Annotated in this window: 22 protein-coding genes, 4 tRNA genes and 1 riboswitch; of the genes, 5 read left to right on the forward strand and 21 right to left on the reverse strand. The window is 59.9% G+C overall.

The window, feature by feature from the left end; genetic code table 11:
• Positions 1–457: 457 nt before the first annotated feature.
• A tRNA-Arg gene (locus AC09SL_RS09535) sits at positions 458–534 on the reverse strand.
• Between the two features lie 524 nt (positions 535–1,058).
• On the opposite strand from AC09SL_RS09535, the gene AC09SL_RS09540 reads away from it, so the two are divergent.
• The 3 genes from AC09SL_RS09540 to AC09SL_RS09550 all read left to right on the forward strand — a co-directional run bounded on the left by AC09SL_RS09540 (position 1,059) and on the right by AC09SL_RS09550 (position 3,051).
• Positions 1,059–1,385 carry an Arc family DNA-binding protein gene (locus AC09SL_RS09540; RefSeq protein ID WP_003204761.1) on the forward strand — a complete coding sequence of 109 codons (327 nt, stop codon included), beginning with the start codon at positions 1,059–1,061 and terminating at the stop codon, positions 1,383–1,385.
• A gap of 211 nt (positions 1,386–1,596) precedes the next feature.
• A complete protein-coding gene (locus AC09SL_RS09545; protein ID WP_231139255.1) occupies positions 1,597–2,364 on the forward strand; it encodes an AraC family transcriptional regulator in 768 nt (255 codons plus the stop codon).
• 78 nt (positions 2,365–2,442) lie between these two features.
• Positions 2,443–3,051, forward strand: coding sequence for a LysE family translocator (locus tag AC09SL_RS09550; protein ID WP_058546597.1), 609 nt, complete (start codon positions 2,443–2,445; stop codon positions 3,049–3,051).
• A 307-nt stretch (positions 3,052–3,358) separates the two neighbouring features.
• Here AC09SL_RS09550 and mgtE read toward each other — a convergent pair whose 3' ends face one another.
• Complete coding sequence (gene mgtE / locus AC09SL_RS09555; RefSeq protein ID WP_058546596.1) at positions 3,359–4,801, reverse strand: magnesium transporter; 1,443 nt, start codon at positions 4,799–4,801, stop codon at positions 3,359–3,361.
• Between the two features lie 322 nt (positions 4,802–5,123).
• Between mgtE and AC09SL_RS09560 the strand changes: the two genes are divergently transcribed.
• The gene (locus AC09SL_RS09560) at positions 5,124–5,627 is read left to right on the forward strand and encodes a hypothetical protein (RefSeq protein WP_058546595.1); all 504 of its coding nucleotides are present in this window, start codon (positions 5,124–5,126) and stop codon (positions 5,625–5,627) included.
• A gap of 40 nt (positions 5,628–5,667) precedes the next feature.
• On the opposite strand, the gene AC09SL_RS09565 is transcribed toward AC09SL_RS09560, so the two are convergent.
• The 7 genes from AC09SL_RS09565 to ltaE all read right to left on the reverse strand — a co-directional run bounded on the left by AC09SL_RS09565 (position 5,668) and on the right by ltaE (position 11,629).
• Positions 5,668–5,744, reverse strand: a tRNA-Arg gene (locus AC09SL_RS09565).
• A 72-nt stretch (positions 5,745–5,816) separates the two neighbouring features.
• Positions 5,817–5,893: transfer RNA gene (locus tag AC09SL_RS09570), tRNA-Arg, on the reverse strand.
• Positions 5,894–6,000: 107 nt separating this feature from the next.
• Positions 6,001–6,091, reverse strand: a tRNA-Ser gene (locus AC09SL_RS09575).
• Positions 6,092–6,153: 62 nt separating this feature from the next.
• Positions 6,154–6,342, reverse strand: coding sequence for a carbon storage regulator CsrA (csrA, locus tag AC09SL_RS09580; RefSeq protein ID WP_003178872.1), 189 nt, complete (start codon positions 6,340–6,342; stop codon positions 6,154–6,156).
• Positions 6,343–6,525: 183 nt separating this feature from the next.
• Entirely contained in the window at positions 6,526–7,767 is a 1,242-nt protein-coding gene (locus tag AC09SL_RS09585; protein ID WP_058546594.1) for an aspartate kinase, read from the reverse strand.
• 89 nt (positions 7,768–7,856) lie between these two features.
• Complete coding sequence (alaS, locus tag AC09SL_RS09590; RefSeq protein WP_064107040.1) at positions 7,857–10,478, reverse strand: alanine--tRNA ligase; 2,622 nt, start codon at positions 10,476–10,478, stop codon at positions 7,857–7,859.
• A 146-nt stretch (positions 10,479–10,624) separates the two neighbouring features.
• A complete protein-coding gene (gene ltaE / locus AC09SL_RS09595; RefSeq protein WP_064107039.1) occupies positions 10,625–11,629 on the reverse strand; it encodes a low-specificity L-threonine aldolase in 1,005 nt (334 codons plus the stop codon).
• Between the two features lie 189 nt (positions 11,630–11,818).
• Positions 11,819–11,987: riboswitch (FMN riboswitch) on the forward strand.
• Between the two features lie 100 nt (positions 11,988–12,087).
• Here ltaE and AC09SL_RS09600 point away from each other — a divergent pair.
• Positions 12,088–12,597 (forward strand): 6,7-dimethyl-8-ribityllumazine synthase, encoded by a 510-nt coding sequence (locus AC09SL_RS09600; RefSeq protein WP_024618891.1) that lies wholly within the window; start codon positions 12,088–12,090, stop codon positions 12,595–12,597.
• Between the two features lie 58 nt (positions 12,598–12,655).
• On the opposite strand, the gene astE is transcribed toward AC09SL_RS09600, so the two are convergent.
• The 12 genes from astE to AC09SL_RS09660 form a co-directional block, all read right to left on the reverse strand.
• Positions 12,656–13,663, reverse strand: coding sequence for a succinylglutamate desuccinylase (astE, locus tag AC09SL_RS09605; RefSeq protein WP_058543463.1), 1,008 nt, complete (start codon positions 13,661–13,663; stop codon positions 12,656–12,658).
• 12 nt (positions 13,664–13,675) lie between these two features.
• Positions 13,676–13,963: a hypothetical protein gene (locus AC09SL_RS09610; protein WP_003178862.1), complete on the reverse strand. Its 288-nt coding sequence runs from the start codon at positions 13,961–13,963 to the stop codon at positions 13,676–13,678.
• 69 nt (positions 13,964–14,032) lie between these two features.
• Complete coding sequence (astB, locus tag AC09SL_RS09615; protein ID WP_058543462.1) at positions 14,033–15,379, reverse strand: N-succinylarginine dihydrolase; 1,347 nt, start codon at positions 15,377–15,379, stop codon at positions 14,033–14,035.
• 174 nt (positions 15,380–15,553) lie between these two features.
• On the reverse strand, positions 15,554–17,023 hold the full coding sequence (astD, locus tag AC09SL_RS09620; protein WP_165826071.1) for a succinylglutamate-semialdehyde dehydrogenase: 1,470 nt from the start codon (positions 17,021–17,023) through the stop codon (positions 15,554–15,556).
• Entirely contained in the window at positions 17,020–18,045 is a 1,026-nt protein-coding gene (gene astA / locus AC09SL_RS09625; RefSeq protein ID WP_058543460.1) for an arginine N-succinyltransferase, read from the reverse strand. Before astA ends, astD begins: the two co-directional genes overlap by 4 nt.
• Before the next feature lie 54 nt (positions 18,046–18,099).
• Entirely contained in the window at positions 18,100–19,119 is a 1,020-nt protein-coding gene (gene aruF / locus AC09SL_RS09630) for an arginine/ornithine succinyltransferase subunit alpha (RefSeq protein ID WP_058543459.1), read from the reverse strand.
• A 260-nt stretch (positions 19,120–19,379) separates the two neighbouring features.
• A complete protein-coding gene (locus tag AC09SL_RS09635) occupies positions 19,380–20,600 on the reverse strand; it encodes an aspartate aminotransferase family protein (protein WP_058543458.1) in 1,221 nt (406 codons plus the stop codon).
• 353 nt (positions 20,601–20,953) lie between these two features.
• The gene (argR, locus tag AC09SL_RS09640; RefSeq protein ID WP_058543457.1) at positions 20,954–21,934 is read right to left on the reverse strand and encodes a transcriptional regulator ArgR; all 981 of its coding nucleotides are present in this window, start codon (positions 21,932–21,934) and stop codon (positions 20,954–20,956) included.
• Positions 21,935–22,047: 113 nt separating this feature from the next.
• Complete coding sequence (locus AC09SL_RS09645) at positions 22,048–22,812, reverse strand: ABC transporter ATP-binding protein (protein ID WP_018612663.1); 765 nt, start codon at positions 22,810–22,812, stop codon at positions 22,048–22,050.
• Positions 22,813–22,868: 56 nt separating this feature from the next.
• Positions 22,869–23,567 carry an ABC transporter permease gene (locus AC09SL_RS09650; protein ID WP_058543456.1) on the reverse strand — a complete coding sequence of 233 codons (699 nt, stop codon included), beginning with the start codon at positions 23,565–23,567 and terminating at the stop codon, positions 22,869–22,871.
• Positions 23,564–24,253 carry an ABC transporter permease gene (locus AC09SL_RS09655; RefSeq protein ID WP_003204800.1) on the reverse strand — a complete coding sequence of 230 codons (690 nt, stop codon included), beginning with the start codon at positions 24,251–24,253 and terminating at the stop codon, positions 23,564–23,566. Before AC09SL_RS09655 ends, AC09SL_RS09650 begins: the two co-directional genes overlap by 4 nt.
• A 90-nt stretch (positions 24,254–24,343) precedes the next feature.
• Positions 24,344–25,117 (reverse strand): ABC transporter substrate-binding protein, encoded by a 774-nt coding sequence (locus tag AC09SL_RS09660; protein ID WP_058543455.1) that lies wholly within the window; start codon positions 25,115–25,117, stop codon positions 24,344–24,346.
• Positions 25,118–25,400: the final 283 nt, after the last annotated feature.

Genomic DNA, 25,400 nt, shown 5'->3' on the forward strand with positions numbered 1-25,400 from the left:
CACGCAGCCATCAACAGCAGCGCGAGACGCTTGGCGTTCTGTGCAGATGAACGGGTTCGGTCAACACAACGGCGAGCGTTGCTCGGGTTACGCGTTCGGCAGGGTGCGGCTGGGTGCATGTCACATCCTTGTGGCCTGAATCAAAGACACAATGGGCCAGGCCAGCCGAACATGGCACTGGCGCTGACACAGATAAAAAGAGGTATGGATTCCGTCGGAAATGAAGGAAAAGTCCTACGGCGTACCGAGACGGTCAGATGGCAGAGAGGGGGGAAAGTTTCGCATTACCGAAATATCCTCGATACAAATAGGTAGAAATGGGCAGTCGGTCACAGCATTGAGGGGAGAAATGGCCGTGCAAGGCCTGAACAGCGCGCTCAGGCCGGAGTTGATCGTTCGGAGATGGGGATGGGAGCAGGAAAAGTCAGCGGAAATTTCGCTAACTCATTGTTTATAATGGTGTCCCAGGGCAGGTTCGAACTGCCAACCTTCCCCTTAGGAGGGGGATGCTCTATCCAATTGAGCTACTGAGACACGAGTCGACCACGAGAGACGCGGTGCGCAGGACGGCGTGCATGTTAACGACCTGCCCTGCGTTTGTCATGTCGCCCATGGCTTTTTAAGTGTAGGCAAATAGTACGCCCTGTAGACGGCAGGTCCTGGACGCCGAGTTTTGGCCGCCATTCATCCGCCCTGGCTCGCTGAGCCTAGTAAATCGGCCATTTGCCACTATCCTGTACAAGACAGGGACGGCAGGCGTTTTTTGTCCATTTCCGTTATCCGCCAGACGGTATGGCACATAGACACAATCCGACGGTCACAGATGCGAACCTGTTGTTTTTTACCAACCAGTCCGCATTTTTTGATGAAGGGTACTGGCAGAACGCCTTTACCCGGATCAGAATTTGTCACAGAATTGGCGCCAATGATCTGGCAATTTTGAGGCATGATGCGGGCCTCTTAACAATTCAGGTTGAACATTTGGCAATGGAGCTTGTCCTATCGACATCCTGCGGCCAATCCCGAGAACCGCTCCCCTGAACTAACCGGTTAAATATATGCGCCCATTGAAACAGGCAATTTATTCCAGCCGCACGGCTGACAAGTTCGTCGTACGTCTGCCAGACGGAATGCGGGAACGCATTGCCGAAGTGGCTCGCAATCATCACCGCAGCATGAACTCCGAAATCATCGCGCGTCTTGAGCAAAGCCTTATTCAGGAAGGCGCGTTGGGTGAAGAGTTGAGCATGCGCCTGGACAGCCCGGAGCTGTCATTGCATGAGCGCGAGCTGCTTCAACGCTTCCGACAACTCTCCCACCGCCAGCAGAACGCCCTCGTTTCGCTGATTGCCCATGACGCAGAAATGGCCGCAGACGCGACCTGATCACCCCCAAATACTCAAGCCAGCCTTGCGCTGGCTTTTTTTTGCCTGGCATTTGGCCCAAGCCTGCTTTTCAAGCACTCATCAGAGCCATCGAACCAATACCACTGCTGATCCATGGCAGTGATGCTAAATTGATCCGCTAAAAAGTATGGGCACGGAGGCCTGCATGACAGGTCACGCATTCAAGATTCAAAGGATCGCAGGGCTGGGCGTGGAAATCGTCGAGGCCGATTCAGATCGAACGTTTGTCCGGCATATGCACGAGCATTTTGGCATTGGCTTGCTTGTGCGCGGGGCGCAACGCTCGGCCAGCGGCCGAGGCCTGGTAGAAGCGACGGCTGGCGACCTTATATCGGTCAATCCGGCCGAAGTGCATGACGGCGCTCCCATCGGAAACGGAACGCGTCGCTGGCAGATGCTGTATTTCGACCCGCCGCTGATTGAACAGGCCTTCAAGGATATGGCGAACGATGGGGGCATCTGCGCCCAGGAATTCGCTTATCCGGTGCTGCAAAGCCCGCGTGCGGCAGAATTGTTCCGTACTTTGTACCAAGCCGTCGCTCAAGCCGAGAAATTTGGCGATCACCTGAAGGTCGAAGAAACGCTCACGCTTTTGCTCGAACATTTGCTGGATCGCTCCATGCCGATATCGTCTTTACCCGAGGTCGCGGCAAACCGTGCGAAAGCCTTGATCGACGACGATCCGCAGTCCTCCATGTCGCTTGCCCTGCTCGCCAGGGAGGCCGATTTAAGTCGCTTTCAACTGGTGCGCGCCTTCACCCGCCTGACCGGTTTGACGCCCCATGCCTATCTGCTGCAACGACGTATCCACCGAGCACGACAACTGATTGCAGCAGGCATGCCGCTGGCCGATGCGTCCCTGGCCAGCGGTTTCACCGATCAGAGCCATATGACCCGATGCTTCGTGCGCAGCTTTGGATTTTCACCCGGCATGTACGCCCGGCAAAGACACCGGTAGCGACCTGCAATTTCGTTCAAGATGCACCTCCTTATCGCAGGCAGGCTGGAGACTTCATAACTCCTGAGGCCAGCGTGCATGAACCTCGAATTTTTTGTCACCTCCCTGATCGTGGCAGCTTCACCTGGCACTGGCGTGGTCTATACGGTGGCGGCCGGCCTGGCCCGGGGCTGGCGCGCAAGCGTAGTCGCGGCATTGAGTTGCACCCTGGGGATCGTGCCGCACATGCTGGCAGCCATCACAGGCCTCGCTGCCCTGCTGCACGCCAGCCCATTGGCCTTCGAGACCATCAGGTACCTGGGCGTCGCTTACCTGCTGTGGATGGCATGGAGCACGCTCCAGAGCCATGGGGCATTGCATATTGATCCGCACAAGACCCCGCGTTCGAACGGCGCGGTGATTTTTTCGGGCATCTTGCTCAACCTGCTGAATCCAAAGCTGTCGATTTTTTTCCTGGCCTTTCTACCGCAATTTTTCGCGCCAGGAGAAACGAATGCCATGTGGCGCATGCTGCAACTGAGCTTCATCTTCATGGCGATCACCTTTGTCGTCTTCGTCACCTATGGCGTGTTCTGCGCATCGATGCGCCGTCATGTTCTGGAGCGTCCATCCGTGTTGCAGTGGTTGCGCCGCCTGTTCTCGGCAGCCTTTGTGTTACTGGCTGTACGACTGGCGTTGATGCAGTGATGTACGGGGGATTTTGCGTGATGAACTCGTGGTTAACAGGGCGCCAAGATCAACGTCCACCGCGAGGCGGCCTTGTAGCCGACCTGGTTCTTGGTGAGACCGCGTTTCCCTGTGGGAGCGGGCTTGCTCGCGAAAGCGGTGGTGCAGTTGCATAGAGGCTGGACCTGCCTGCAGCTCTTGTCTTGAGTTCTTGACATCCCACAAACCAAAAGAAGCGCAAAAAAAACGGCGCTTCCCATTTCTGGAAGCGCCGTTTTTTCTAAGTGGACAGTATTACGCCAAGCAGGCGGTTTTCTTGATGAGCGACTCAGAGCAAGAAAATCGTCGCCAACCCCAGGAAGATGAAGAACCCGCCGCTGTCAGTCACGGCAGTGATCATCACACTGGCGCCCATGGCAGGGTCACGCCCCATGCGGGAAAGGGTCATGGGAATCAAGACCCCCATCAATGCCGCCAACAGCAGGTTGAGCGTCATCGCGGCCGTCATGACCACCCCCAGCGACCAACTGCCATAAAGCAGGTAAGCCACCACGCCAATCACCCCTCCCCAAACCACGCCGTTGATCAAGGACACAGCCAGTTCCTTGCGCATCAATCGCGAGGTATTACCGGTACTGACTTGGTCCAGCGCCATGGCGCGGACGATCATGGTGATGGTCTGGTTGCCAGAGTTACCACCGATACCGGCAACGATAGGCATCAGCGCCGCGAGCGCCACCAGTTTCTCGATGGAGCCTTCGAACAGGCCGATGACCCGGGAGGCAACAAACGCCGTGATCAGATTGATCGCCAACCAGGCCCAGCGGTTACGCAGTGATTTCCAGACCGAGGCGAAGATATCTTCCTCTTCGCGCAGACCGGCCATGTTGAGGACTTCGCTTTCGCTTTCCTCACGAATCAAGTCGACCATTTCATCAATGGTCAGACGGCCGATCAGCTTGCCGTTCTTGTCGACCACCGGCGCCGAAATCAAGTCATAACGTTCGAACGCCTGGGCCGCATCATAGGCGTCTTCGTCCGGGTGAAAGCTCACCGGATCGCTGGCCATGACCTCGGCCACCTGTTTTTCCGGATCGTTGACGAGCAAACGCTTGATGGGCAGCACACCCTTGAGCACGCCGTCGTAGTCGACCACGAAAAGCTTGTCGGTATGCCCCGGCAGTTCCTTGAGGCGACGCAGGTAGCGCAAGACCACTTCAAGGCTGACGTCCTCACGGATCGTCACCATCTCGAAGTCCATCAGCGCACCGACCTGTTCCTCGTCGTAGGACAATGCCGAGCGCACACGCTCGCGCTGTTGGCCGTCGAGGGCTTCCATCAGTTCGTGGACAACGTCCCGCGGGAGTTCGGGCGCAAGGTCGGCGAGCTCGTCGGCGTCCATTTCCTTGGCCGCCGCCAGCAATTCGTGATCATCCATGTCGGCGATCAGGGTTTCGCGAACCGAGTCCGACACTTCGAGCAGGATGTCACCGTCGCGATCAGCCTTGACCAACTGCCAGACCGTCAGACGCTCTTCCAGTGGCAAGGCTTCAAGAATGTAGGCGACGTCGGCGGAGTGCAGATCATCGAGCTTGCGTTGCAGCTCGACGAGGTTCTGCCGGTGGACCAGGTTCTCGACCCGGTCATGATGCGGACCTTCCTGGCGATGCGTCAGGTCTTCGACGACCCGCTGGCGCTGCAGCAGCTCAATAACTTGAGCGAGGCGATCCTGAAGGCTTTCCTGCGTTTTTTTTACTTCTACTTGGGTCATAGGCGAACTCCACTCCCAGCAGTGGAGCACGCCGGAAGGATCAATCAGTCAATTCATGATTGGCAAAACTAAATATTGAGTAACTACTGGGTAAGTCCATGGAGATATTCCAAAGCCCCGGCGGGGCTGACGGGCGCAATCATACACCGCTTGACGCTTTAAAACGCTAAAAAATCATGGCAAGAACAAGCGCTTGCGAGACAAACCTGAACACAGGCTGAACCTGTTCCTTTACGACGACTTATCCAGAAAAGAAAACACACGCCGCGGCAAAAATGCAGCGACTACCCTTCTCTTCTGCACCGTCAAGGAGGACGACCGGATGCATCCAAACCACTGCCTGTTCCTGCTCGCCTGCTTGCCCTGCCTGCCTTTGTGGGCTGCCGGGCAGACCGTGCATCGCTGCGAAAACATCGCAGGGCACGTGACATTCACCACCCTGAGCTGCGGCCCGGGAGAAGCCCTGTCCCTACAACAGATCCATCCATACCGGCCAGGTTCGACCGAACCGAGGAGCGAGGCGATGCTGCCCGAAGCGGAGCGCGGGCAAACATCCGGCAACAAAATCACGCGCAAGGAACCGACCGTGGTCGGCCAGTTCCAGGACCACTGCGGGAACCTCATCGACGCCAGGCAACGCCGCGACGCCATCCTGGACCGACGCATCATCGCCGGCATGAGCCAACAGGACGTAGAGAGCGCCCTGGGCAAGCCAGACTCGATCAAAATTCGGAATTCGAGCACACGGTATACCTACAAGGCGAAGAAAGGTCGCAGCGCAGAGGTCGTGTTCGATGAGAGGGGGTGCGTGAAAGGCAAATCGTAGACAGCAAAAAGCCCGCGTTAAACGCGGGCTTTTTGGTGTTTGGTGCACTCGACAGGATTCGAACCTGTGACCGCTCGGTTCGTAGCCGAGTACTCTATCCAGCTGAGCTACGAGTGCAGGTTGTGGTTTTATACCAGATCACAACTGGTTGAAGCCAAGTTATTTGCATCACTGCAAACAACTCTTAAATGGTGCACTCGACAGGATTCGAACCTGTGACCGCTCGGTTCGTAGCCGAGTACTCTATCCAGCTGAGCTACGAGTGCATTTGTTGCCGCGCATTATAGGTCGTCAATTCCTTTTGTAAAGCGCTTTTTTCAGTAATTTCAATCACTTACCGAACAAGCCAGGTTTTGACGCACTAAACGAATAATGGCGGAGAACGGGGGATTCGAACCCCCGACACCCTTTTGAGGTGTACTCCCTTAGCAGGGGAGCGCCTTCGGCCACTCGGCCAGCTCTCCGCAACACGGGGCGTATATTAACCACCTTCATCCCCGTTTGCAAACATAAAAATCGATAAAAATTAATGGCTTGGTTCGTCGTCCTTCTCTTTCTTGATACGCAGGTAAATTTCCTCGCGGTGTACAGCAACCTCTTTCGGGGCGTTGACGCCGATACGCACTTGGTTTCCTTTGACGCCAAGCACGGTCACGGTGATTTCGCCATCGCCAATAATCAGGCTTTCTGCACACCGACGGGTCAGAATCAGCATACCTTTCTCCTCACGCAATTCACTTAAGGGACAACAGTCTGCAAAAAAAAGGCATTGGACCTACAACCGGAACGGTCGAAGCCTACAGGCCTAGTATTGACCAGCGCGGGCAAAAGAACAGTTTTGGGACGCGCCATTCAGAAAACAAAGGGCGCAGTCTAACCGCGCCCTCCGAACAACGCTTTACTCGCCCGGCTGGGCAGGAGCGTCGAGTTCGAAAGCCGTGTGCAGGGCGCGCACGGCCAGTTCCAGGTATTTCTCTTCGATCACCACGGAAACCTTGATTTCCGAGGTCGAGATCATCTGGATGTTGATGCTTTCCTTGGCCAGGGATTCGAACATGCGACTGGCAACGCCCGCGTGGGAGCGCATGCCGACACCGACGATCGAGACCTTGGCGATCTTGGTATCACCCACCACTTCCCGGGCACCAATCTCGTCTGCGGTTTTTTTCAGTATCGCTTCGGCAGACTGGTAGTCGTTGCGGTGCACGGTGAAGGTGAAATCAGTGGTGTTATCGTGCGACACGTTCTGCACGATCATGTCGACTTCGATGTTCGCGGCACTGATCGGGCCGAGAATCTTGAACGCCACGCCGGGGGTGTCTGGCACGCCACGGATGGTCAGCTTGGCTTCATCGCGGTTGAAAGCGATGCCGGAAATGATCGGCTGTTCCATGGATTCCTCTTCATCAATAGTAATGAGGGTGCCCGGACCCTCTTTGAAGCTGTGCAGGACGCGCAGCGGAACGTTGTACTTGCCGGCGAATTCGACCGCCCGGATCTGCAACACCTTCGAACCGAGACTGGCCATTTCCAGCATCTCTTCAAAGGTGATCTTGTCCAGGCGCTGGGCCACTGACACTACCCGTGGGTCAGTGGTGTAGACACCGTCCACATCGGTGTAGATCTGGCACTCGTCGGCTTTGAGGGCCGCTGCCAGGGCTACACCCGTGGTGTCGGACCCCCCACGACCGAGGGTGGTGATGTTGCCGTGCTCATCCACGCCTTGGAAACCGGCGACGACCACGACACGGCCAGCCTTCAGGTCGCCACGAATCTTCTGGTCGTCGATCTGCAGGATACGCGCTTTGTTGTGCGCGCTGTCCGTCAGGATACGCACCTGGTTGCCGGTATAGGACACCGCCGGCACGCCACGCTTGATCAGCGCCATGGCCAGCAAGGCGATGGTCACCTGCTCGCCGGTGGAAACGATCACGTCCAGTTCCCGAGGAACCGGTTGCTGGTCGCCGCTGATTTGCTTGGCCAGATCGATCAGACGGTTGGTCTCGCCGCTCATTGCCGACAGCACAACCACCAGGTCATCGCCCGCCTCGCGGAATTTCTTAACCTTGTCGGCGACTTGTTCGATTCTCTCGACAGTGCCGACCGAGGTGCCTCCAAATTTCTGTACGATCAAAGCCATTTCAAAGCCGCCTCTGCCCATGAAGGGCGCCCAATAATCACTCAACAGCGGTCGGGCCCGTGACTAGACCACGAGCCCGCGGCGCTGCCTTAAATACCCTGCTCTACAAATGCAACGGTCTGGGCCAGTGCCGCGTCCAGTGCGCCGACGTCGGTACCACCGCCTTGCGCCATGTCCGGACGACCACCGCCCTTGCCGCCCACTGCCGCAGCGGCTTGCTTCATCAAATCACCGGCTTTGAGTTGGCCAGTCAGGTCCTTGGTCACGCCTGCGACGAGAACGACCTTTTCCTCATGGACACTGCCGAGCAGGATCACTGCGCGGCCGAGTTTGTTTTTCAGTTGATCGACCAGCGCCAGCAGCGCCTTGCCATCCTGGCCATCCAGACGCACGGCCAGCACTTTCACGCCCTTGACGTCCACGGCCTGGGCCGACAGATCGTCGCCCGCGGCGCTGGCGGCCTTGGCCTGCAACTGCTCGAGTTGCTTTTCCAGCAGGCGGTTGCGCTCCAGCACAGCCGACAGCTTGTCGATCAGGTTGTCGCGGCTGCCCTTGATCAGGGTTGCCGCGTCCTTGAGTTGTTCTTCGGCCGCGTTGAGGTACGCCAGGGCCGCCGCGCCGGTGACCGCTTCGATCCGGCGCACGCCGGATGCCACGCCACCTTCACTGATGATTTTCATCAGGCCGATGTCGCCGGTCCGATTGGCGTGGATACCACCGCACAGCTCAACGGAGAAGTCGCCCATGCTCAGCACGCGCACGCTGTCGCCGTATTTCTCGCCGAACAACGCCATCGCGCCCTTGCGCTTGGCAGTCTCGATGTCGGTTTCTTCGGTTTCCACCGGGGAGTTCTTGCGAATCTCGGCGTTGACGATCTCTTCCAGCGCCTTGAGTTGCTCAGGCTTGATGGCTTCGAAATGGCTGAAGTCGAAGCGCAGGCGCTGACTGTCCACCAACGAACCCTTCTGCTGGACATGCTCGCCCAGCACTTGGCGCAACGCCGCGTGCAGCAAGTGCGTGGCGGAGTGGTTCAGCGACGTTGCATGCCGAACGTCGGCGTCGACATGGGCCGCCACCGGGGCTGCGATCATCAGGCTGCCCGAAGCCAGCACGCCGTGGTGCAGGAAAGCGCCGCCGGTCTTGGTGGTGTCACGCACGTCGAAACGCGAGCTGCCCGCCTGCAGGTAACCGCTGTCACCGATCTGGCCGCCGGATTCGGCGTAGAACGGGGTCTTGTCCAGCACGATCACGCCTTCCTGGCCTTCGCTCAGGATGTCGACCGATTGCCCGTCCTTATAGATGGCAACGATCTTGGCCGAGCCGGTGGTGCCTGCATAACCGGTGAACTCGGTGGCCACGTCAACCTTGACCAGGCTGTTGTAGTCCATGCCGAAGGAACTGGCGGAACGCGCACGCACCCGCTGGGCGTCCATCTCGCGCTCGAAACCTTCCTCGTCGAGGGTCAGGTTGCGTTCGCGGGCGATATCGCCGGTCAGGTCCATCGGGAAGCCGTAGGTATCGTACAGCTTGAACACCACATCGCCCGGCACCACGTTGCCCTTGAGCTCGGCCAGGTCCTGCTCGAGGATCTTCAGGCCTTGCTCCAGGGTCTTGGCGAATTGCTCTTCTTCAGCCTTGAGCACGCGCTCGATATGCGCCTGCTGGGACTTGAGCTCCGGGAAGGCATCGCCCATCTCGGCCGCCAATGCCGCGACGATCTGATAGAAGAAGCTGCCCTTGGCGCCCAGTTTGTTGCCGTGACGGCAGGCGCGACGGATGATCCGGCGCAGCACATAACCGCGGCCTTCGTTGGACGGCAACACGCCGTCGGCAATCAGGAAACCGCAGGAACGGATGTGGTCGGCCACCACTTTGAGCGAAGCCTGGTTGTCGTTGGTGCAACCGATGGCCTGGGCCGACGCGCTCAGCAGGCTCTGGAACAGGTCGATTTCATAGTTGGAGTGAACGTGCTGCAGCACCGCACTGATCCGCTCCAGGCCCATGCCGGTGTCGACCGATGGCGCTGGCAGCGGATGCAACACGCCATCGGCGGTGCGGTTGAACTGCATGAACACGTTGTTCCAGATTTCGATATAGCGGTCGCCGTCTTCTTCCGGCGAGCCGGGTGGGCCGCCCCAGATGTCGGCGCCGTGATCGTAGAAAATCTCGGTGCACGGGCCGCATGGGCCGGTGTCGCCCATGGTCCAGAAGTTATCGGAGGCGTAAGGCGCGCCTTTGTTGTCGCCAATGCGCACCATGCGTTCAGCCGGGACACCGACTTCTTTGGTCCAGATGTCATAGGCTTCGTCGTCGGTGGCATAGACCGTTACCCAGAGCTTCTCCTTGGGCAGGTTCAGCCACTTGTCGGAGGTCAGGAAGGTCCAGGCGAAGGTGATGGCGTCGCGCTTGAAATAGTCACCGAAGCTGAAATTACCCAGCATTTCGAAGAAGGTGTGGTGACGAGCGGTATAACCGACGTTCTCCAGGTCGTTGTGCTTGCCGCCAGCACGCACGCACTTCTGGCTGCTCACCGCACGGGTGTAGGCACGTTTTTCCTGGCCCAGGAAGCAGTCTTTGAACTGGTTCATCCCCGCGTTGGTGAACAGCAGGGTCGGGTCGTTGCCCGGAATCAAAGAGCTGGAGGCTACTCGGGTGTGGCCTTGCTCTTCGAAGAAGCGAAGGAAGGCTTCACGGATTTCTGCGCTTTTCATTAGGTTCTTCCACGGAGGCTGCGGCCAAAGGCCTGTGCAAAACGTCAACAGACGAAGCAACGGCAAAGGGCCGCATTATATCGGCCCTTCGCGTGGGGTACAGCGTGTTTATGCGATAGAAACTGTCAATTGACCCGGTTGACGGGTCACTGGCGGGAAAATTCGACGAAAGCGCTGATCACCTGGTCGATTTGCGCCGCGCTCACGTCCATGTGCGTCACCATTCGCAGGCGCGGCGCCGCGCTGAGCTTGACGCCCCGTTCATCGGCAAATGCCTTGATTGCCTCGGCCCGCTCGCCCATTTGCACGTAGACCATGTTGGTCTGCACCGGCTCAACCTCGTAACCCGCCGCACGCAAACCCTCGGCGAGCCGCTGGGCATTGGCGTGGTCATCGGCCAGGCGCTGGACCTGATGTTCCAGGGCGTACAGCCCCGCCGCCGCGAGAATTCCCGCCTGGCGCATGCCGCCGCCGACCATCTTGCGCAGCCGGCGGGCCTTGCCGATCAATTCGGCGCTACCACACAAGACCGAGCCCACCGGCGCGCCGAGGCCCTTGGACAGGCACACCGACACCGAATCGAAGTACTGCGTGATCTCCCGGGCATCGACATTCAGCTTGACCGCGGCGTTATACAGCCGCGCCCCGTCCAGGTGCAGGGCCAGGCCATGTTCCTGGGTGAAGCGCCGGGCCCGAGCCAGGTATTCCAGCGGCAGCACCTTGCCCTGCATGGTGTTTTCCAGGGCCAGCAGACGGGTGCGGGCAAAGTGGAAGTCATCGGGCTTGATCGCTGCGGCGACGTGCGCCAGGTCCAGGGAACCGTCCGCCTGCACCTCAAGGGGCTGCGGCTGGATAGAACCGAGCACGGCCGCACCGCCGCCTTCGTATTTGTAGGTGTGGGCCTGTTGGCCGACGATGTATTCGTCACCACGCTCGCAGTGGGCCATCAACCCCAACAGGTTGCTCATGGTGCCCGTGGGCACGAACAGTGCTGCGGCAAACCCCAGGCGCGTGGCCAGTTCGGCTTCGAGGCGATTGACGGTCGGGTCTTCCCCATACACGTCATCGCCGGTAGGCGCGCTGGCCATGGCATCCAGCATGCCGGCGGTGGGTTGGGTGACCGTGTCGCTGCGAAGATCGATAACACTCATGAATCTGGCCTCGGGTTCAGGTGGAGGGGGAATTCCCTTTCGAAGGGCAATTACTGCGGTCATGGCAAGGAATAATCAAGCTTGATCGACGGAAAGGGCAACACCCCCCTTGTGTGCTTTGCTCCCACGGCTCGCTCCCACAAGGGGTTATGTGTTAAAAATTGTCCGCCGTCACAAAGCGTGGCGGCAAAACGTTCTCAGGGCGGGGTGTAATTCCCCACCGGCGGTAATTGCACGCAACGTGCATAGCCCGCGAGCGCTTGGTGGTGCACCGCTTTTTGGGGTGTAGCGACAAGGTCAGCAGACCCGGTGTGATTCCGGGGCCGACGGTCATAGTCCGGATGAAGAGAGAACGGGATTGGCACCCAAGGGCCGTCTGCGACTGTCTGCGCGCGGCGTACCCTCGAATCCCCTTCGATTCATGACGCCCTGTTTTTCACACAAACAGGAACCAGAACATGCAACCCACTGCAATCGACAGCAAAAGCAAAAGTCATCCAGGCGAGCGCGTCGCGTTCATCCAGGCCTGCTGGCACAAGGAAATCGTCGACCAGAGCCGTAAAGGCTTCGTCGCCGAAATGATCATCCAGGGTTATCAGGAAAGTGACATCGACTTCTTCGAAGTTGGTGGCGCCTTCGAGATCCCGCTGCATGCCAAGCTGCTGGCCAAGTCAGGCCGCTACGCCGGCATCGTCGCCGCCGGCCTGGTGGTGGACGGTGGCATCTACCGCCACGAGTTCGTCGCCCAATCGGTGATCAGCGGCCTGATGCAGGTTCAGCTGGAAACCGAAGTGCCGGTGTTCTCGGTCGTGCTCACGCCGCATCATTTCCATGCAGGGGAAGAACATCAGAAGTTCTTTTTCGAGCATTTTGTGCACAAGGGCCAGGAAGCGGCGAAGACCTGCGCCGATACGTTGCACAAGACCCGGGCGTTGCGCCGCAGTGAGCAGCGGGCGGTAGCGGTCTAAAAGCCGCTTGAAAAACCTGTGGGAGCAAGCTCGCTCCTACAATGGTTTTGTGAGGACGTTAGATCAGGTTTTCGTCGGTCGCCGGCACGATCAGGATCCCGGCCCGCAAGCCATTCTTGACCTTGGGGTTCGGAAAGATGATCCGGGCACCGTCTTCTTCGATCACCCAGCGGGTCTGGGCGATGTCTTCGGCCAGCACGTAGCCTTTCCCCAATTCCGAGAAGTTCTCGACGTCCGCCGGCAGGTTCAGGCGGAAGCTGTCGCTGTGCTTGATGATTTCCCGGGCGACGCTGAACAGCTGCAGGCCATCGAGCCCTTCATCCAGCTCCGGCTCGTTGCCCTCGATGATCTGTTGCAGGCGGGTTTCCAGCAGGCTGACGTTGACGCCGTCGTTCTGCCCGAATGGCCGGGCCTTGCCCAGTTCCAGGGTGAAGGACTCGGCACCGAGTTGGTCGTAGGTATAGGCGCTGAAGACAATCGACGGTTTGTTCTGCAGCAACACCGCCTCCATGCCCGCGGCGCGCAGGCGCGCCAGCTCACGACGTGAATGGGGACGGCCTTCCTTCCATGGGTACAGGGCGAACTGCTCGATCTTCGAGCCGCGAATCGCGGTGTGCAGGTCGTAATGCAAGCGGCTGCGTTCTGGCCGGCTGAAGAAACTGGCGGCCAAGCGCTCCAGCTCGCAGGCCCGTAGCGCTTCAGAACCGCCGCTCAGCTCGTGACGGCCATTGAACAGGCGGTTGACGTCCTGTTCGACGAAACGCTCACCGCGCCGGATGGCCTCGGGGTTGCCGAACAGGAACAGAATGCGTGCCCGCGGTTTCAAATGACCACGGGCAATGTCATGCAACAAGCGGTCGAGCAACTCGATCGGCGCGGTTTCGTTGCCGTGGATACCGGCCGACAGCAGCAGGTCAAGGCCACTATCCCGGGCTTCGGGCGGCTTGACCTCCAGCGCGCCCTCGCTCAACCAGCGCATCCGTACGCCTTCGACAGTCAGTTGAGTCTTCTCCGCCGGTTCACGGCCAGCGAGGGTCAGTTCAAGCAGTTTGCCGAGGGCGAGCATAGCGCGGTTTCCTTAATGGTCGTGGCCGCAATCCGGGCCATGGACATGGTCATCGTCGCCGACGTCCGCCGGTTCCATTTCCAGTTGCAGGCTGACCAGGTTGGTCGCCAATGGACGCAACAACAGGTTGGCGTATTCCTCGTCCCCTTCCTCGACATCGACACCGATCAGCAACTGACCGCGGCCATCCTGCTGGATCCACAACTCCTTGCCTTGCCACATCACCGCGACGCGGGTGCAGGAGGTTTCCAGTTGGGTGCCGTCGGTGTCTTCAAGGATCAGCTGCAGGGTATCGCTCATGTCTTTACATTCTCGTCTGGGGATAAGGCAACGCGCCCTGCTTTGACTGTAGTCAGGTCGCGCGCGCTTTCAATTGATCTGGAAAGGATAAACCGAGCCAAGTTTAAGGATTTGTGTCAGTTCATCCAGTGCCGCACGGCATTCGAGCAGCAACTGCGGGTCTGCCAGATCGTTTTCGGTCATGCGGTCGCGGTAGTGCCGCTCAACCCATTGGGTCAGCGAATCGTACAGCGACGCGGTCATGATAACCCCTGGGTTGACGGCCGCCAGTTCGGTTTCATTAAGTGCCACGCGCAACCTCAGGCAAGCCGGGCCACCACCGTTCTGCATGCTCTGCTTGAGGTCGAAGACCTTCACTTCGCGGATCACCCCGCCAGCGCCCGTCAGGCCTTGCAGGTATTGCCAGACACGTTCGTTGCTACGGCATTCTTCCGGCACGATCAACAGCATCGAACCGTCGGGACGCGACAGCAACTGGCTATTGAACAGGTAGGAACGCACCGCATCATCGACGGTGACCGCCGAACGCGGTACGCACACCGATTGAAATTTCCCACCGACCTTGGCGAGTTTGCTGCTCAACTCGGCCAGCATCTTGTCGGTCTCGAGAAATGCATCCTCGTGATAGAACAGCACTTCGCCATTGCCCACCGCGATCACGTCGTTGTGGAACACACCCTGATCGATCACCGATGGGTTCTGTTGGGCGTACACCACGCCCTCCTCCCTCAGCCCATGCAGGCGGGCAACGGCCTGGGAAGCTTCCAGGGTCTGGCGCGCCGGGTACTTCTGCGGTGCGGGGTAACGGGTGTCAAAAGCACTGCGACCAAAAACGAAGAACTCGACACCGGCCTCGCCGTAGGCGCGGCAGAAACGGGTGTGGTTGGCCGCGCCTTCGTCACCGAACTGCGCCACCGCCGGCAGGGCGGCGTGGTGGGCGAAGTGTTGCGGGTTGGCGAACATCGCTCCCAGCACGCGACTGGTGGTCGGATGTTCGATGCTGCGGTGGTATTTGCAATTCAGGTTGGCGGCGGTGAAATGCACGCGGCCATCGGCTGTGTCGGCGCTCGGGCTGACCGTGGCGGCGTTGGCCACCCACATGCTGGAGGCCGAGCAACTGGCAACCAGCAGCGGCATCGCTTCCTTCGCGGCCTGCTGGATGACCTGGGCATCGCTGCCGGCAAAGCCCAGCCGGCGCAGGGCCGCCACGTCCGGGCGTTCCTGTGGCGCCAGCACACCTTGCTGGAAACCCATGTCCATCAGCGCTTTCATTTTCGCCAGGCCCTGCAACGCCGCTTCCTTGGGGTTGGAGGACTGTTGGCTGTTGCTCTGGGAGGCGACGTTGCCGTACGAGAGCCCGCCGTAGTTATGGGTCGGCCCCACTAGACCGTCAAAGTTGACTTCATAGGATTTCATCAGCGAGGCTCCACGAGAATCTGTTTTTTTATAGGCATCAATAACAACCGAGTCGCGGCTATCGCGGGCAAGCCTTGCTCCCACAGGCCCGATGCAGGACTTGTGAAAGCAAGCCTTGCTCCCATAGGCCAGGTACAAAACCTGTGGGAGCAAGGCTTGCCCGCGATGGCGGTCTCAAGACATGCGCACGCCGGGGGTCAGGGCAGCCGGCATCACAAGGCTCGGGGTTTCCAGGGAAGCCACCGGGTACGCGCAATAATCTGCAGCGTAATAAGCACTGGCGCGGTGGTTGCCCGAAGCGCCGACACCGCCGAACGGCGCGCTGCTGGCAGCCCCCGTCAGCTGTTTGTTCCAGTTGACGATACCGGCGCGGCTTTGCAGCCAGAACTGCTGGTAACGCTCCTGGGAATCGGACAGCAACCCGGCGGCCAGGCCATACTGAGTATTGTTGGCCTCGGCAATCGCCGCAGGAAAATCCTTGTAACGAATCACCTGCAGCAACGGCCCGAACAACTCTTCGTCAGGACGCTCGGCCACCGCCGTCACGTCCAGGATACCCGGCGTCAGCAACGCCGCCTGGGCCTGGGGTTGGGTCATGGCCAGCAGCGCCACGGCCCCCAGGCCGAGCAAATGGTTTTGCGCGTCCATCAAGGCCTTTGCCGCACCCAGGGAAATCACCGAGCCCATGAACGGCGCCGGTTGCTGGTCGAAGGTACCGACTTCAAGGGTCGAACTGACCGCCACCAGGCGCGCCAGCAAGGCATCGCCCCAGGCGCCTTCCGGCACCAGCAGGCGGCGCGCACAGGTGCAGCGCTGCCCGGCAGAAATGAAAGCGGACTGGATAATGGTGTAGACCGCCGCATCGACGTCCTCGACCTCATCCACCACCAACGGGTTGTTACCGCCCATTTCCAGCGCGAGGATCTTGTCCGGGCGCCCGGAAAATTGTTGGTGCAACAGATTGCCGGTACGGCTGGAGCCCGTGAAAAACAGCCCGTCGATGCCAGGGTTCGCCGCCAGGGCGATGCCGGTTTCCCGCGCGCCTTGCACCAGGTTCAGTACGCCCGCCGGCAGACCGGCCTCGACCCAGCACTTGACCGTCAGTTCGGCGACTTTCGGCGTCAGCTCGCTCGGTTTGAACAACACGCTGTTGCCGGCCAGCAGCGCCGGCACGATGTGGCCGTTGGGCAAATGGCCGGGGAAGTTGTAGGGGCCGAACACCGCCACCACACCGTGGGGCTTGTGGCGCAGCACGGCGGTGGCGTCGCCCAGGGGGCCGCTCTTCTCGCCTGTTCGCTCGCGGTAACTCTGCACCGAGATAGCGACCTTGTTGACCATGCTGGTCACTTCGGTCGCTGCTTCCCACAACGGCTTGCCGGTTTCTTCACCGATGCAATGGGCCAGTTCGTCCGCATGGTTTTTCAGGGCAGCGGCAAAGGCTTCCAGCACCTGGATGCGTTCATCCAGCGAGCGCCGTGCCCAGTCCGGGAACGCCTGGCGCGCGGCCTGCACCGCCGATTCCACTTGCGCGGCGGTGGCACCGTTGCCCGCCCACACCACCTGTTGGGTCACCGGGTTCAACGACTCAAAGAGGTCGCCCTGGCCTTCCAGCCAACTTCCTGCGATGTACAGCGAATTCATTATTTGGACTCCCGAGCGGCAGACAAGGCGACGGCACGTACCTGATCACCGGCGTTGAGTTGAAGACGTTTGGCGGTCAGCGGGTCGACCACCAGGGTGCCTGCAGCCAAGCGCGCCGGTGCCGCGGTGATGCGGCAGTCTTCGCGCTTGCGGTTATGAATGAGGAACGGCGTGGCATCGTCGCCCGGCGTACCGATGGCCAGGACCAGCGCCTGACTGTCGCGAATCGCGCGGATCTTGCCGGTTTCGCACTCCACCGCCGGGCCGGCGTCGAAGATGTCGACGTAACCCTGGTAGCTGAAACCTTCGCTCTTGAGCATCGACAATGCCGGTTCCGTGTCCGGGTGAACCTGGCCGATCACGGCCCGGGCATCTTCAGACAGGAAGCAGGTGTACAGCGGGAACTTGGGCATCAGCTCGGCGATGAACGCCTTGTTGCCCACCCCGGTGAGGTAATCGGCCTGGCTGAATTCCATCTTGAAGAAGTGCCGGCCCAGGCTTTCCCAGAACGGTGACCGCCCATTGTCGTCGGACATGCCGCGCATCTCGGCGATGATCTTGTTGCCGAACAACTGTGGGAATTCGGCAATGAACAACAGCCGCGCCTTGGCCAGCATCCGGCCATTGAGGCCACTGCGGAAATCGGCATGCAGAAACAGCGAGCACAGCTCGGAATTACCGGTCAGGTCGTTAGCCAGGAACAGGGTCGGGATTTCCCGATAGATGTTCAATTCCTGGGAAGCGCTGACCGTCAGGCCGACCCGGAAGTTGTACCAAGGCTCGCGCAACCCCACGGCACCGGCGATGGCGGAAATGCCCACCACGCGACCGTCGTCGTCTTCGAGCACGAACAGGTAGTCCGCGTCACCACGCCCGGCTTCGCCGCGAAAGGTCTTCTCGGCCCAGCCGACCCGATGGGCCAGGCGCTCTTCGTTGGCCGGCAAGGTGGTCAGGCCGGTGCCGGTGCTGCGGGCCAGGGCGATCAGAGCGGGTAAATCGCTGCTGCGTACGGGACGAACGATCATGCTATCTCCTCAAACGGGTCGCTCACGCCACCCGCGAAACTCAGCGGTAAGGCGTTAAACGGCTACCAGGCGCACGCTGGCACCTTCGCCAACGCCCAGGGCTTCGGCCGCTTCCATGTCCAGGGTCACCGGTTTGCCCGGCGCGTAGTCGAGCTCGAGCAGCACGGCGCGGTAATCCTGCAATTGGGCATTGGCCACCAGGTATTGGCGCCCGGCACCCTTGACCGGTTCGCCGATCTTGACCGGCACCACACGGCTCTGGGCAATCGAGCGAATGCCCGAGACACGAGCATGCAGGGTCGGGCCGCCGTCGAAGATGTCGATGTAGTGATCGGTCTCGAAACCCTCGCGCATCAAGATGTCGAAGGTGATCTGCGCCCGCGGATGGACCTGGCCCATGGCTTCCTGGGCGGCGTCCGGCAGCAGCGGCACGTAGATCGGGTAATGGGGCATCAGCTCGGCGAGAAAAGTACGGCTTTTCAGCCCGCACAAGCGCTCGGCGGCGGCGTAGTTGAGGTCGAAGAAGTTGCGACCGATAGCGTCCCAGAACGGCGAGTCGCCATGCTCATCGCTGTAGCCGACGATCTCGGTCACCACCGAATCGGCAAACCGCTCCGGATGACTGGCGACGAACAGCAGGCGCCCGCGGGAATTGAGTTCCGACCACGGCGAGCCCACCAATTCCGGCACCACGTAGAAGCTGGTCAGCAGGCTGTTACCGGTCAGGTCGTGGCACTGGGAGAGCACGTGGATCTTGTTGTGGATCTTCAGCTCACGGGAGGCGTGAACGAAGGTCTCGTTGCGAAAGCTGTAGAACGGTTCGGAATAACCGGCCGAAGCGACGATGGCCGAACAGCCCACCAACTTGCCGGTCGCGGTGTCTTCAAGGACGAAGAAATAACTCTCTTCACCGTTGAAGCTGACTTCGGCGGCGAACGAGGCTTCGCTTGCGGCGATCTTGTCGCTCAGGCGTTCCACGTCATCCGGCAAGGAAGTGACACCGATCGGACTGTCCGCAGCCAGACGCTGTACCTCGCCCAGATCAGCCATTTGCGCAGGGCGCATCACCAGCATGGTGTCACTCCTTAACTTGAAATAAATGGGTCGACCACTGGGTCGATACACAGAGAAAAAATACCGGGACCAACTTCCCTACAGACTCAAATGTGGGAGCGGGTTTGTGGGAGCAAAGCTTGTGGGAGCAAGGCTTGCCCGCGATGCAGGCGACGCGGTCCTTGGTGAACTGAGGAACCCGCATCGCGAGCAAGCCTTGCTCCCACAAACCCGCTCCTACACAAGCCCGGCTCCCACACTGGAGCCGGTCAAGGCTCAAATCAGGCTTGCGTCAACTTCGCCGCAGCCCGCTCGAAGCGGTCCAGGCCTTCGTCGATGTCGGCGTCTTCCACCACCAGGCTCGGAGCAAAGCGAATCACGTCCGGGCCGGCTTGCAGGATCATCAGGCCTTCCTGTTCGGCGGCGTTGAAGATGTCCTTGGCCTTGCCTTTCCAGGCGTCGTTCAACACGCAGCCGATCAGCAGGCCCAGGCCGCGCACTTGGGTGAACAGGCCGTACTTCTCGCCGATCTGCTCCAGGCGAACCTTGAACTTGTGATGCTTGGCTTTGACACCCGCGAGCACTTCAGGGGTATTGACCACATCGATCACCGCTTCACCCACCGCGCACGCCAGCGGGTTGCCGCCGTAGGTGGTGCCGTGGGTGCCGACGACCAGGTGCTTGGCCAGCGCTTCGGTGGTAAGCATCGCCGCGATCGGGAAACCACCGCCCAGGCTCTTGGCGCTGGTGAGGATGTCGGGGACCACGCCGTAATGCATGTAGGCGAACAGATGACCGCTACGGCCCATGCCGGTCTGCACTTCGTCGAACACCAGCAATGCGTCGTGGGCATTGCACAGGTCGCGGGCGCCTTGCAGGTAGGCCTGCTCGGCCGGCAGCACACCGCCCTCGCCCTGGATCGGCTCCAGCACCACGGCGCAGGTCTTGTCCGAAATGGCGGCTTTCAAAGCGGCCAGGTCGTTGTAAGGAACGTGGGTGATGCCGGTAATTTTAGGTCCGAAGCCATCGGAGTACTTCGACTGCCCGCCAACGTTGACGGTGAACAGGGTGCGACCGTGGAAGCTATTGAGCGCGGCAATGATTTCGTATTTTTCGCTGCCGAAACGATCGAACGCGACGCGACGGGCCAGCTTGAAGGCGGCCTCGTTGGCTTCGGCGCCGGAGTTGCAGAAGAACGCGCGCTCGGCAAAGGTTGCGTTGACCAGCTTATGGGCCAGGCGCAGGGCCGGTTCGTTGGTGAAGACGTTGGACACGTGCCACAGCTTGTGGGCCTGCTCGGTCAGTGCGCCGACCAGTGCCGGGTGGGCATGGCCCAATACGTTGACTGCAATACCGCCAGCAAAGTCGATCAACTCACGACCGGATTGGTCCCATACGCGGGAACCGGCGCCACGCACAGGTATGAAGGCTGCAGGTGCATAGTTGGGAACCATAACCTGGTCGAAATCGGCGCGTTGTACCGCGGCTTGCTCAACGGACATCGGAGTCTCCTGATGAGGAACACCCGCCTGGAACTGGCGGGCTTGGTAAGGATTGTAAGGACAGTTTTCAGCCCGGCCTTGCCGCCAAGCGACAACTTCTTATAGCGCCAACCCACGTTTTTCGCGGGTTTACGGCAATGCGACAAATAGCGTCGCAAAGGCGCAGTTTAAACGTTGTCGGTATATTTGAGGGGCTGGCTTCTACATTTCCCTCGGCCATGCAAAACACTTGTGGCGAGGGGACTTATCTGTGGGAGCAAAGCTTGCTCGCGATACAGGCGCCTCGGTTCACCAAGGACCGCATCGCCTGCATCGCGGGCAAGCCTTGCTCCCACAGAAGCGTGTTGTGCCACTTAGCCGCGCTCGGACGGCACCGACGACAATTCGAACGGGCTGCTGCTGCGTCGCTGGTTGCGGTCTTCCCGCGGCGTGGCGCCGAAGAAGTTGCGGTAGGCGCTGGAGAAGTGCGGCCCCGAGGAGAAGCCGCAGGACAGGCCGATCTGGATGATGGATTTGCTGGTCTGCATCAGCATCTGCCGGGCCTTGTTCAGGCGCAGCTCCAGGTAATACTGGCTGGGCACGCGGTTGAGGTATTGCTTGAAGATCCGCTCCAGTTGCCGACGGGATACACAGACATGCTGGGCGATCTCGTCGGTGGTCAGCGGCTCTTCGATGTTGGCTTCCATCAGCAGCACCGCCTGGGTGAGCTTTGGATGGCTGGAGCCAAGGCGGTTCTGCAACGGGATGCGCTGACGCTCGCCACCCTCGCGAATGCGCTCGACCACCAATTCTTCCGACACCGCACCGGCCAGTTCCGCGCCGTGATCGCGAGCCAGCACCGCCAGCAACAGGTCGAGCACCGACATGCCACCGCAAGCGCTCAGGCGATCGCGGTCCCAGTCAAACAGATGGCTGGTAGCGATGACCTTGGGGAAGCGCTCGGAGAAATCGTCCTGCCAGCGCCAATGCACGGCGGCACGGTAACCGTCGAGCAAACCCAGTTGGGCCAAGGGATAGACACCGGCAGACAAACCGCCGATCACACAACCGGCACGCACCAGTTGCTTGAGGGCGCCGCTAAGGGGCGAGGCCAGCGCAGCCGGCGGCTCATCGGCCAGCAAAAACAGCTTCTGGAAGCCTTCGAGCTTGCCCGCCCAAGGCTCGCCCGGCAGCTGCCAGGCACCGTCGGCCGGCGGTTCGGCCTGCAAGAACGACAGCTCGTAGACCACATCCGGATGCACCCGTTGAGCAACACGCAAGGCCTCCTCGGCCAGCGCCAGCGTCAAGGCTTTAGTGCTGGGCCAAATCAGGAAACCTATTCGATGGGCAGTCATGGCGGGCGATCCGAAGCGAAAACAGTGTTAAAGCCAAAAGCGGCTGCAACCAAATTAGACCATCTGGCGCGCGGTGCGCAGCATGACCCAAATCAGGTGCGTAACGGGAGCGATTACTTGAGGCTGCCCGACAGAAATTGTTGCAGGCGCTCGGATTGCGGGTTGACCAGCACTTCGCGCGGGTTGCCGCTTTCTTCGACGATGCCCTTGTGCAAAAACACCAGCTGGTTCGACACTTCACGGGCAAAGCCCATTTCGTGGGTTACCACCACCATGGTCCGGCCTTCCAGGGCCAGGGCCTGCATCACCTTGAGCACGTCGCCTACCAGCTCCGGGTCCAGCGCCGAGGTCGGTTCGTCGAACAGCATCACCTCCGGCTCCATCGCCAGCGCACGGGCAATCGCCACACGCTGCTGCTCGCCGCCGGACATATGGCCCGGATAGGCGTCCTTGCGATGGGCCACGCCGACCTTGTTCAAGTAGTGCTCGGCTTTCTCCCGCGCTTCAGCCTTGGCCACGCCCAGCACATGCACCGGCGCTTCCATGATGTTTTCCAGCGCAGTCATGTGGGACCACAGGTTGAAATGCTGGAACACCATCGACAGCCGCGAACGCATGCGCTGCAGTTGCTTGGGGTCTGCGGCCTTCAACGCGCCATCCTTGCCGGCAACCAGTTTCAGCTCTTCGTTGTTGAGCAGGATCTTGCCAGCGTGAGGTTGCTCGAGCAGGTTGATGCAACGCAGGAAAGTACTCTTGCCGGAGCCACTGGAGCCAATGATGCTGATCACATCGCCGGCGGCGGCCTTCAGGGACACGCCCTTGAGCACTTCGTGACTGCCATAGCGTTTATGCAGGTCTTGGACTTCAAGCTTGTACATGCGGTCGGTTCTCACAAAACGTCAGTCGTTGAGCAGTCGATCGGATCGATGCGTTATCAGTGCTTGCGCGGGGCCAGGTAACCCAGCCAGCGGCGCTCGGCCAGTTTGAACAGGCGCACCAGGATGAAGGTCAGGCACAGGTAGAAAACGCCGGCCGTGATGTAGGCCTCGAACGGCAAGTAGTACTGCGCGTTCACCGTGCGCGCGGCACCGGTGATGTCGATCAGGGTCACGATGGAGGCCAGGCTGGTGGTCTGCAACATCATGATCACTTCGTTGCTGTATTGCGGCAGCGCCCGACGCAAGGCCGATGGCAGCAGGATCCGGCGATACAGTTTGTAGCGCGACATGCCCATGGCCTTGGCCGCTTCGATCTCACCGTTGGGCGTGGCCCGCAAGCTGCCAGCGATGATTTCGGCGGTGTAGGCACTGGTGTTGATGGCGAACGCCAGGCACGCACAGAAGGTCGCGCTGGACAGCCACGGCCAGAGGAAGCTTTCGCGCACGCTGACGAACTGCGCCAGCCCGTAATAGATCAGGAACAGCTGCACCAGCATCGGCGTGCCGCGGATCACGTAGGTGTAGAGCCAGGCCGTCATGTTGACGACCGGCTGCTTGGACACCCGCATCAGCCCCAGGGGCAACGCCGCCAACAGGCCGAAGAACAGCGACAGGGCCAACAGCTTCAGGGTGGTCAGCAAGCCACTGAAATACAGCGGCAAGGCTTCATAGATGACGTTGTAGTCGAAGATCATAGATCAGCCGCCCTTACGCCTACCGAGTAGCGCTTCTCAAGGTGACGCAATGCCAGCAACGAGACACTGGTGATCACCAGGTACATCGCCGCCACTGCGAGGAAGAAGGTGAAAGGCTCGCGCGTGGCATCCGCCGCCTGCTTGGCCTTGAACATCATGTCTTGCAGGCCCACCACCGAAATCAGCGCGGTGGCCTTGGTCAGCACCAGCCAGTTGTTGGTGAAGCCCGGGATAGCCAGGCGAATCATCTGCGGCACCAGCACCCGGAAAAACACCTGGAACCCGTTCATGCCGTACGCCATGCCCGCCTCGGCCTGCCCCTTGGGGATCGCCATGAAGGCACCGCGGAAGGTTTCCGACAGGTAGGCACCGAAGATGAAGCCCAGGGTGCCGATACCGGCCGCCAATGGGTTCAGGTCAATGTAGTCGTCGTAGCCGAGCATCGGCGCCACGCGGTTGAGCAGGTCCTGGCCGCCGTAGAAAATCAACAGGATCAACACCAGATCGGGAATGCCGCGGATGACTGTGGCATACAGGTCGCCCAGCCACGCCAGCCAGCGTACCGGAGAGAGGCGCAACGCAACGCCGATCAACCCCAGGACGATGGCCAGGGCCATGGACGACAAGGCGAGCTCAAGCGTCAACCATGCGCCATCGAGGATGACAGCCCCGTAGCCTTTCAACATGATTCAGGTCCTCGAAAGTGGGATGAAAAAATGGCGCAAACCGCAGAGATCCTGTTGCTTGCGCCATTTCGCACGAGTGGCGGGACGTCGTTACTTGCCGTAGATGTCGAAAGCGAAGTATTTGTCCTGGATTTGCTTGTACTTGCCATTCTCGCGGATGGCGGTGATCGCGCCATTGATCTTGTCTTTCAGGGCATCACCCTTGCGAACCGCGATACCGATACCGTCGCCGAAGTATTTCTCGTCGGTAAAGGCTGGACCTACAAATGCAAAGCCCTTGCCGGCATCGGTCTTGAGGAAGCCGTCATCCAACAGCGTAGCGTCTGCCACGGTGCCGTCGAGGCGGCCGGCGGCCACGTCCAGGTAGATCTCGTTCTGCGAACCGTACGGCTTGATCTCGGCGCCCAGCGGGGTCAGGACTTCACGGGCGAAACGCTCGTGGATCGAACCGCGCTGCACGCCGATGTTCTTGCCCTTGAGCTCGGCCAGGCTGTCGCTGACCTGGGTACCAGCCTTCATCACCAGACGAGCCGGGGTGTTGTAGTACTTGTTGGTGAAATCAACCGACTTCTTGCGATCTTCAGTGATCGACATGGAGGACAGGATCGCGTCGATCTTGCGAACCTTGAGCGCCGGGATCAGGCCGTCGAACTCTTGCTCGACCCACACGCACTTGACCTTCATCTCTTCGCACAGCGCATTGCCGATGTCGTAGTCGAAACCGACGATGCTGCCATCCGGGGCTTTCGAGGCGAACGGAGGGTAGGCCGCTTCGATACCAATCTTCAGGGGCTTCTCATCAGCGAAAGTCGGCAGGGACAGCACGGACAGTGCCAGGGCGCCAAGCAGCACAAGTTTCTTCATCTTGGAACTCCATCGGTAAAGGGCAAAAACGGCAGAGTGAGCAACAGCCCAATATGCGAATGGTGAAACGAACTTTGGTGCTGCGTCCTAGGAAGCTCACGATTATTTCAACGCAAGCCACGACGAGCGAGTGATCGGCATTCTAACGACAGGCCCGAAGTCGATATTTCTTCAATGCGACAACAAATTACAGAAGCACCGAGAAAGCGGTTCGAGCGCATTGACAGCCCAGCAAATTCATGCAAGAGCAAAAGAAGGGAAACCGATCTATGCTGCAAATAGC

Source organism: Pseudomonas sp. PF05 (genome assembly GCF_056521845.1).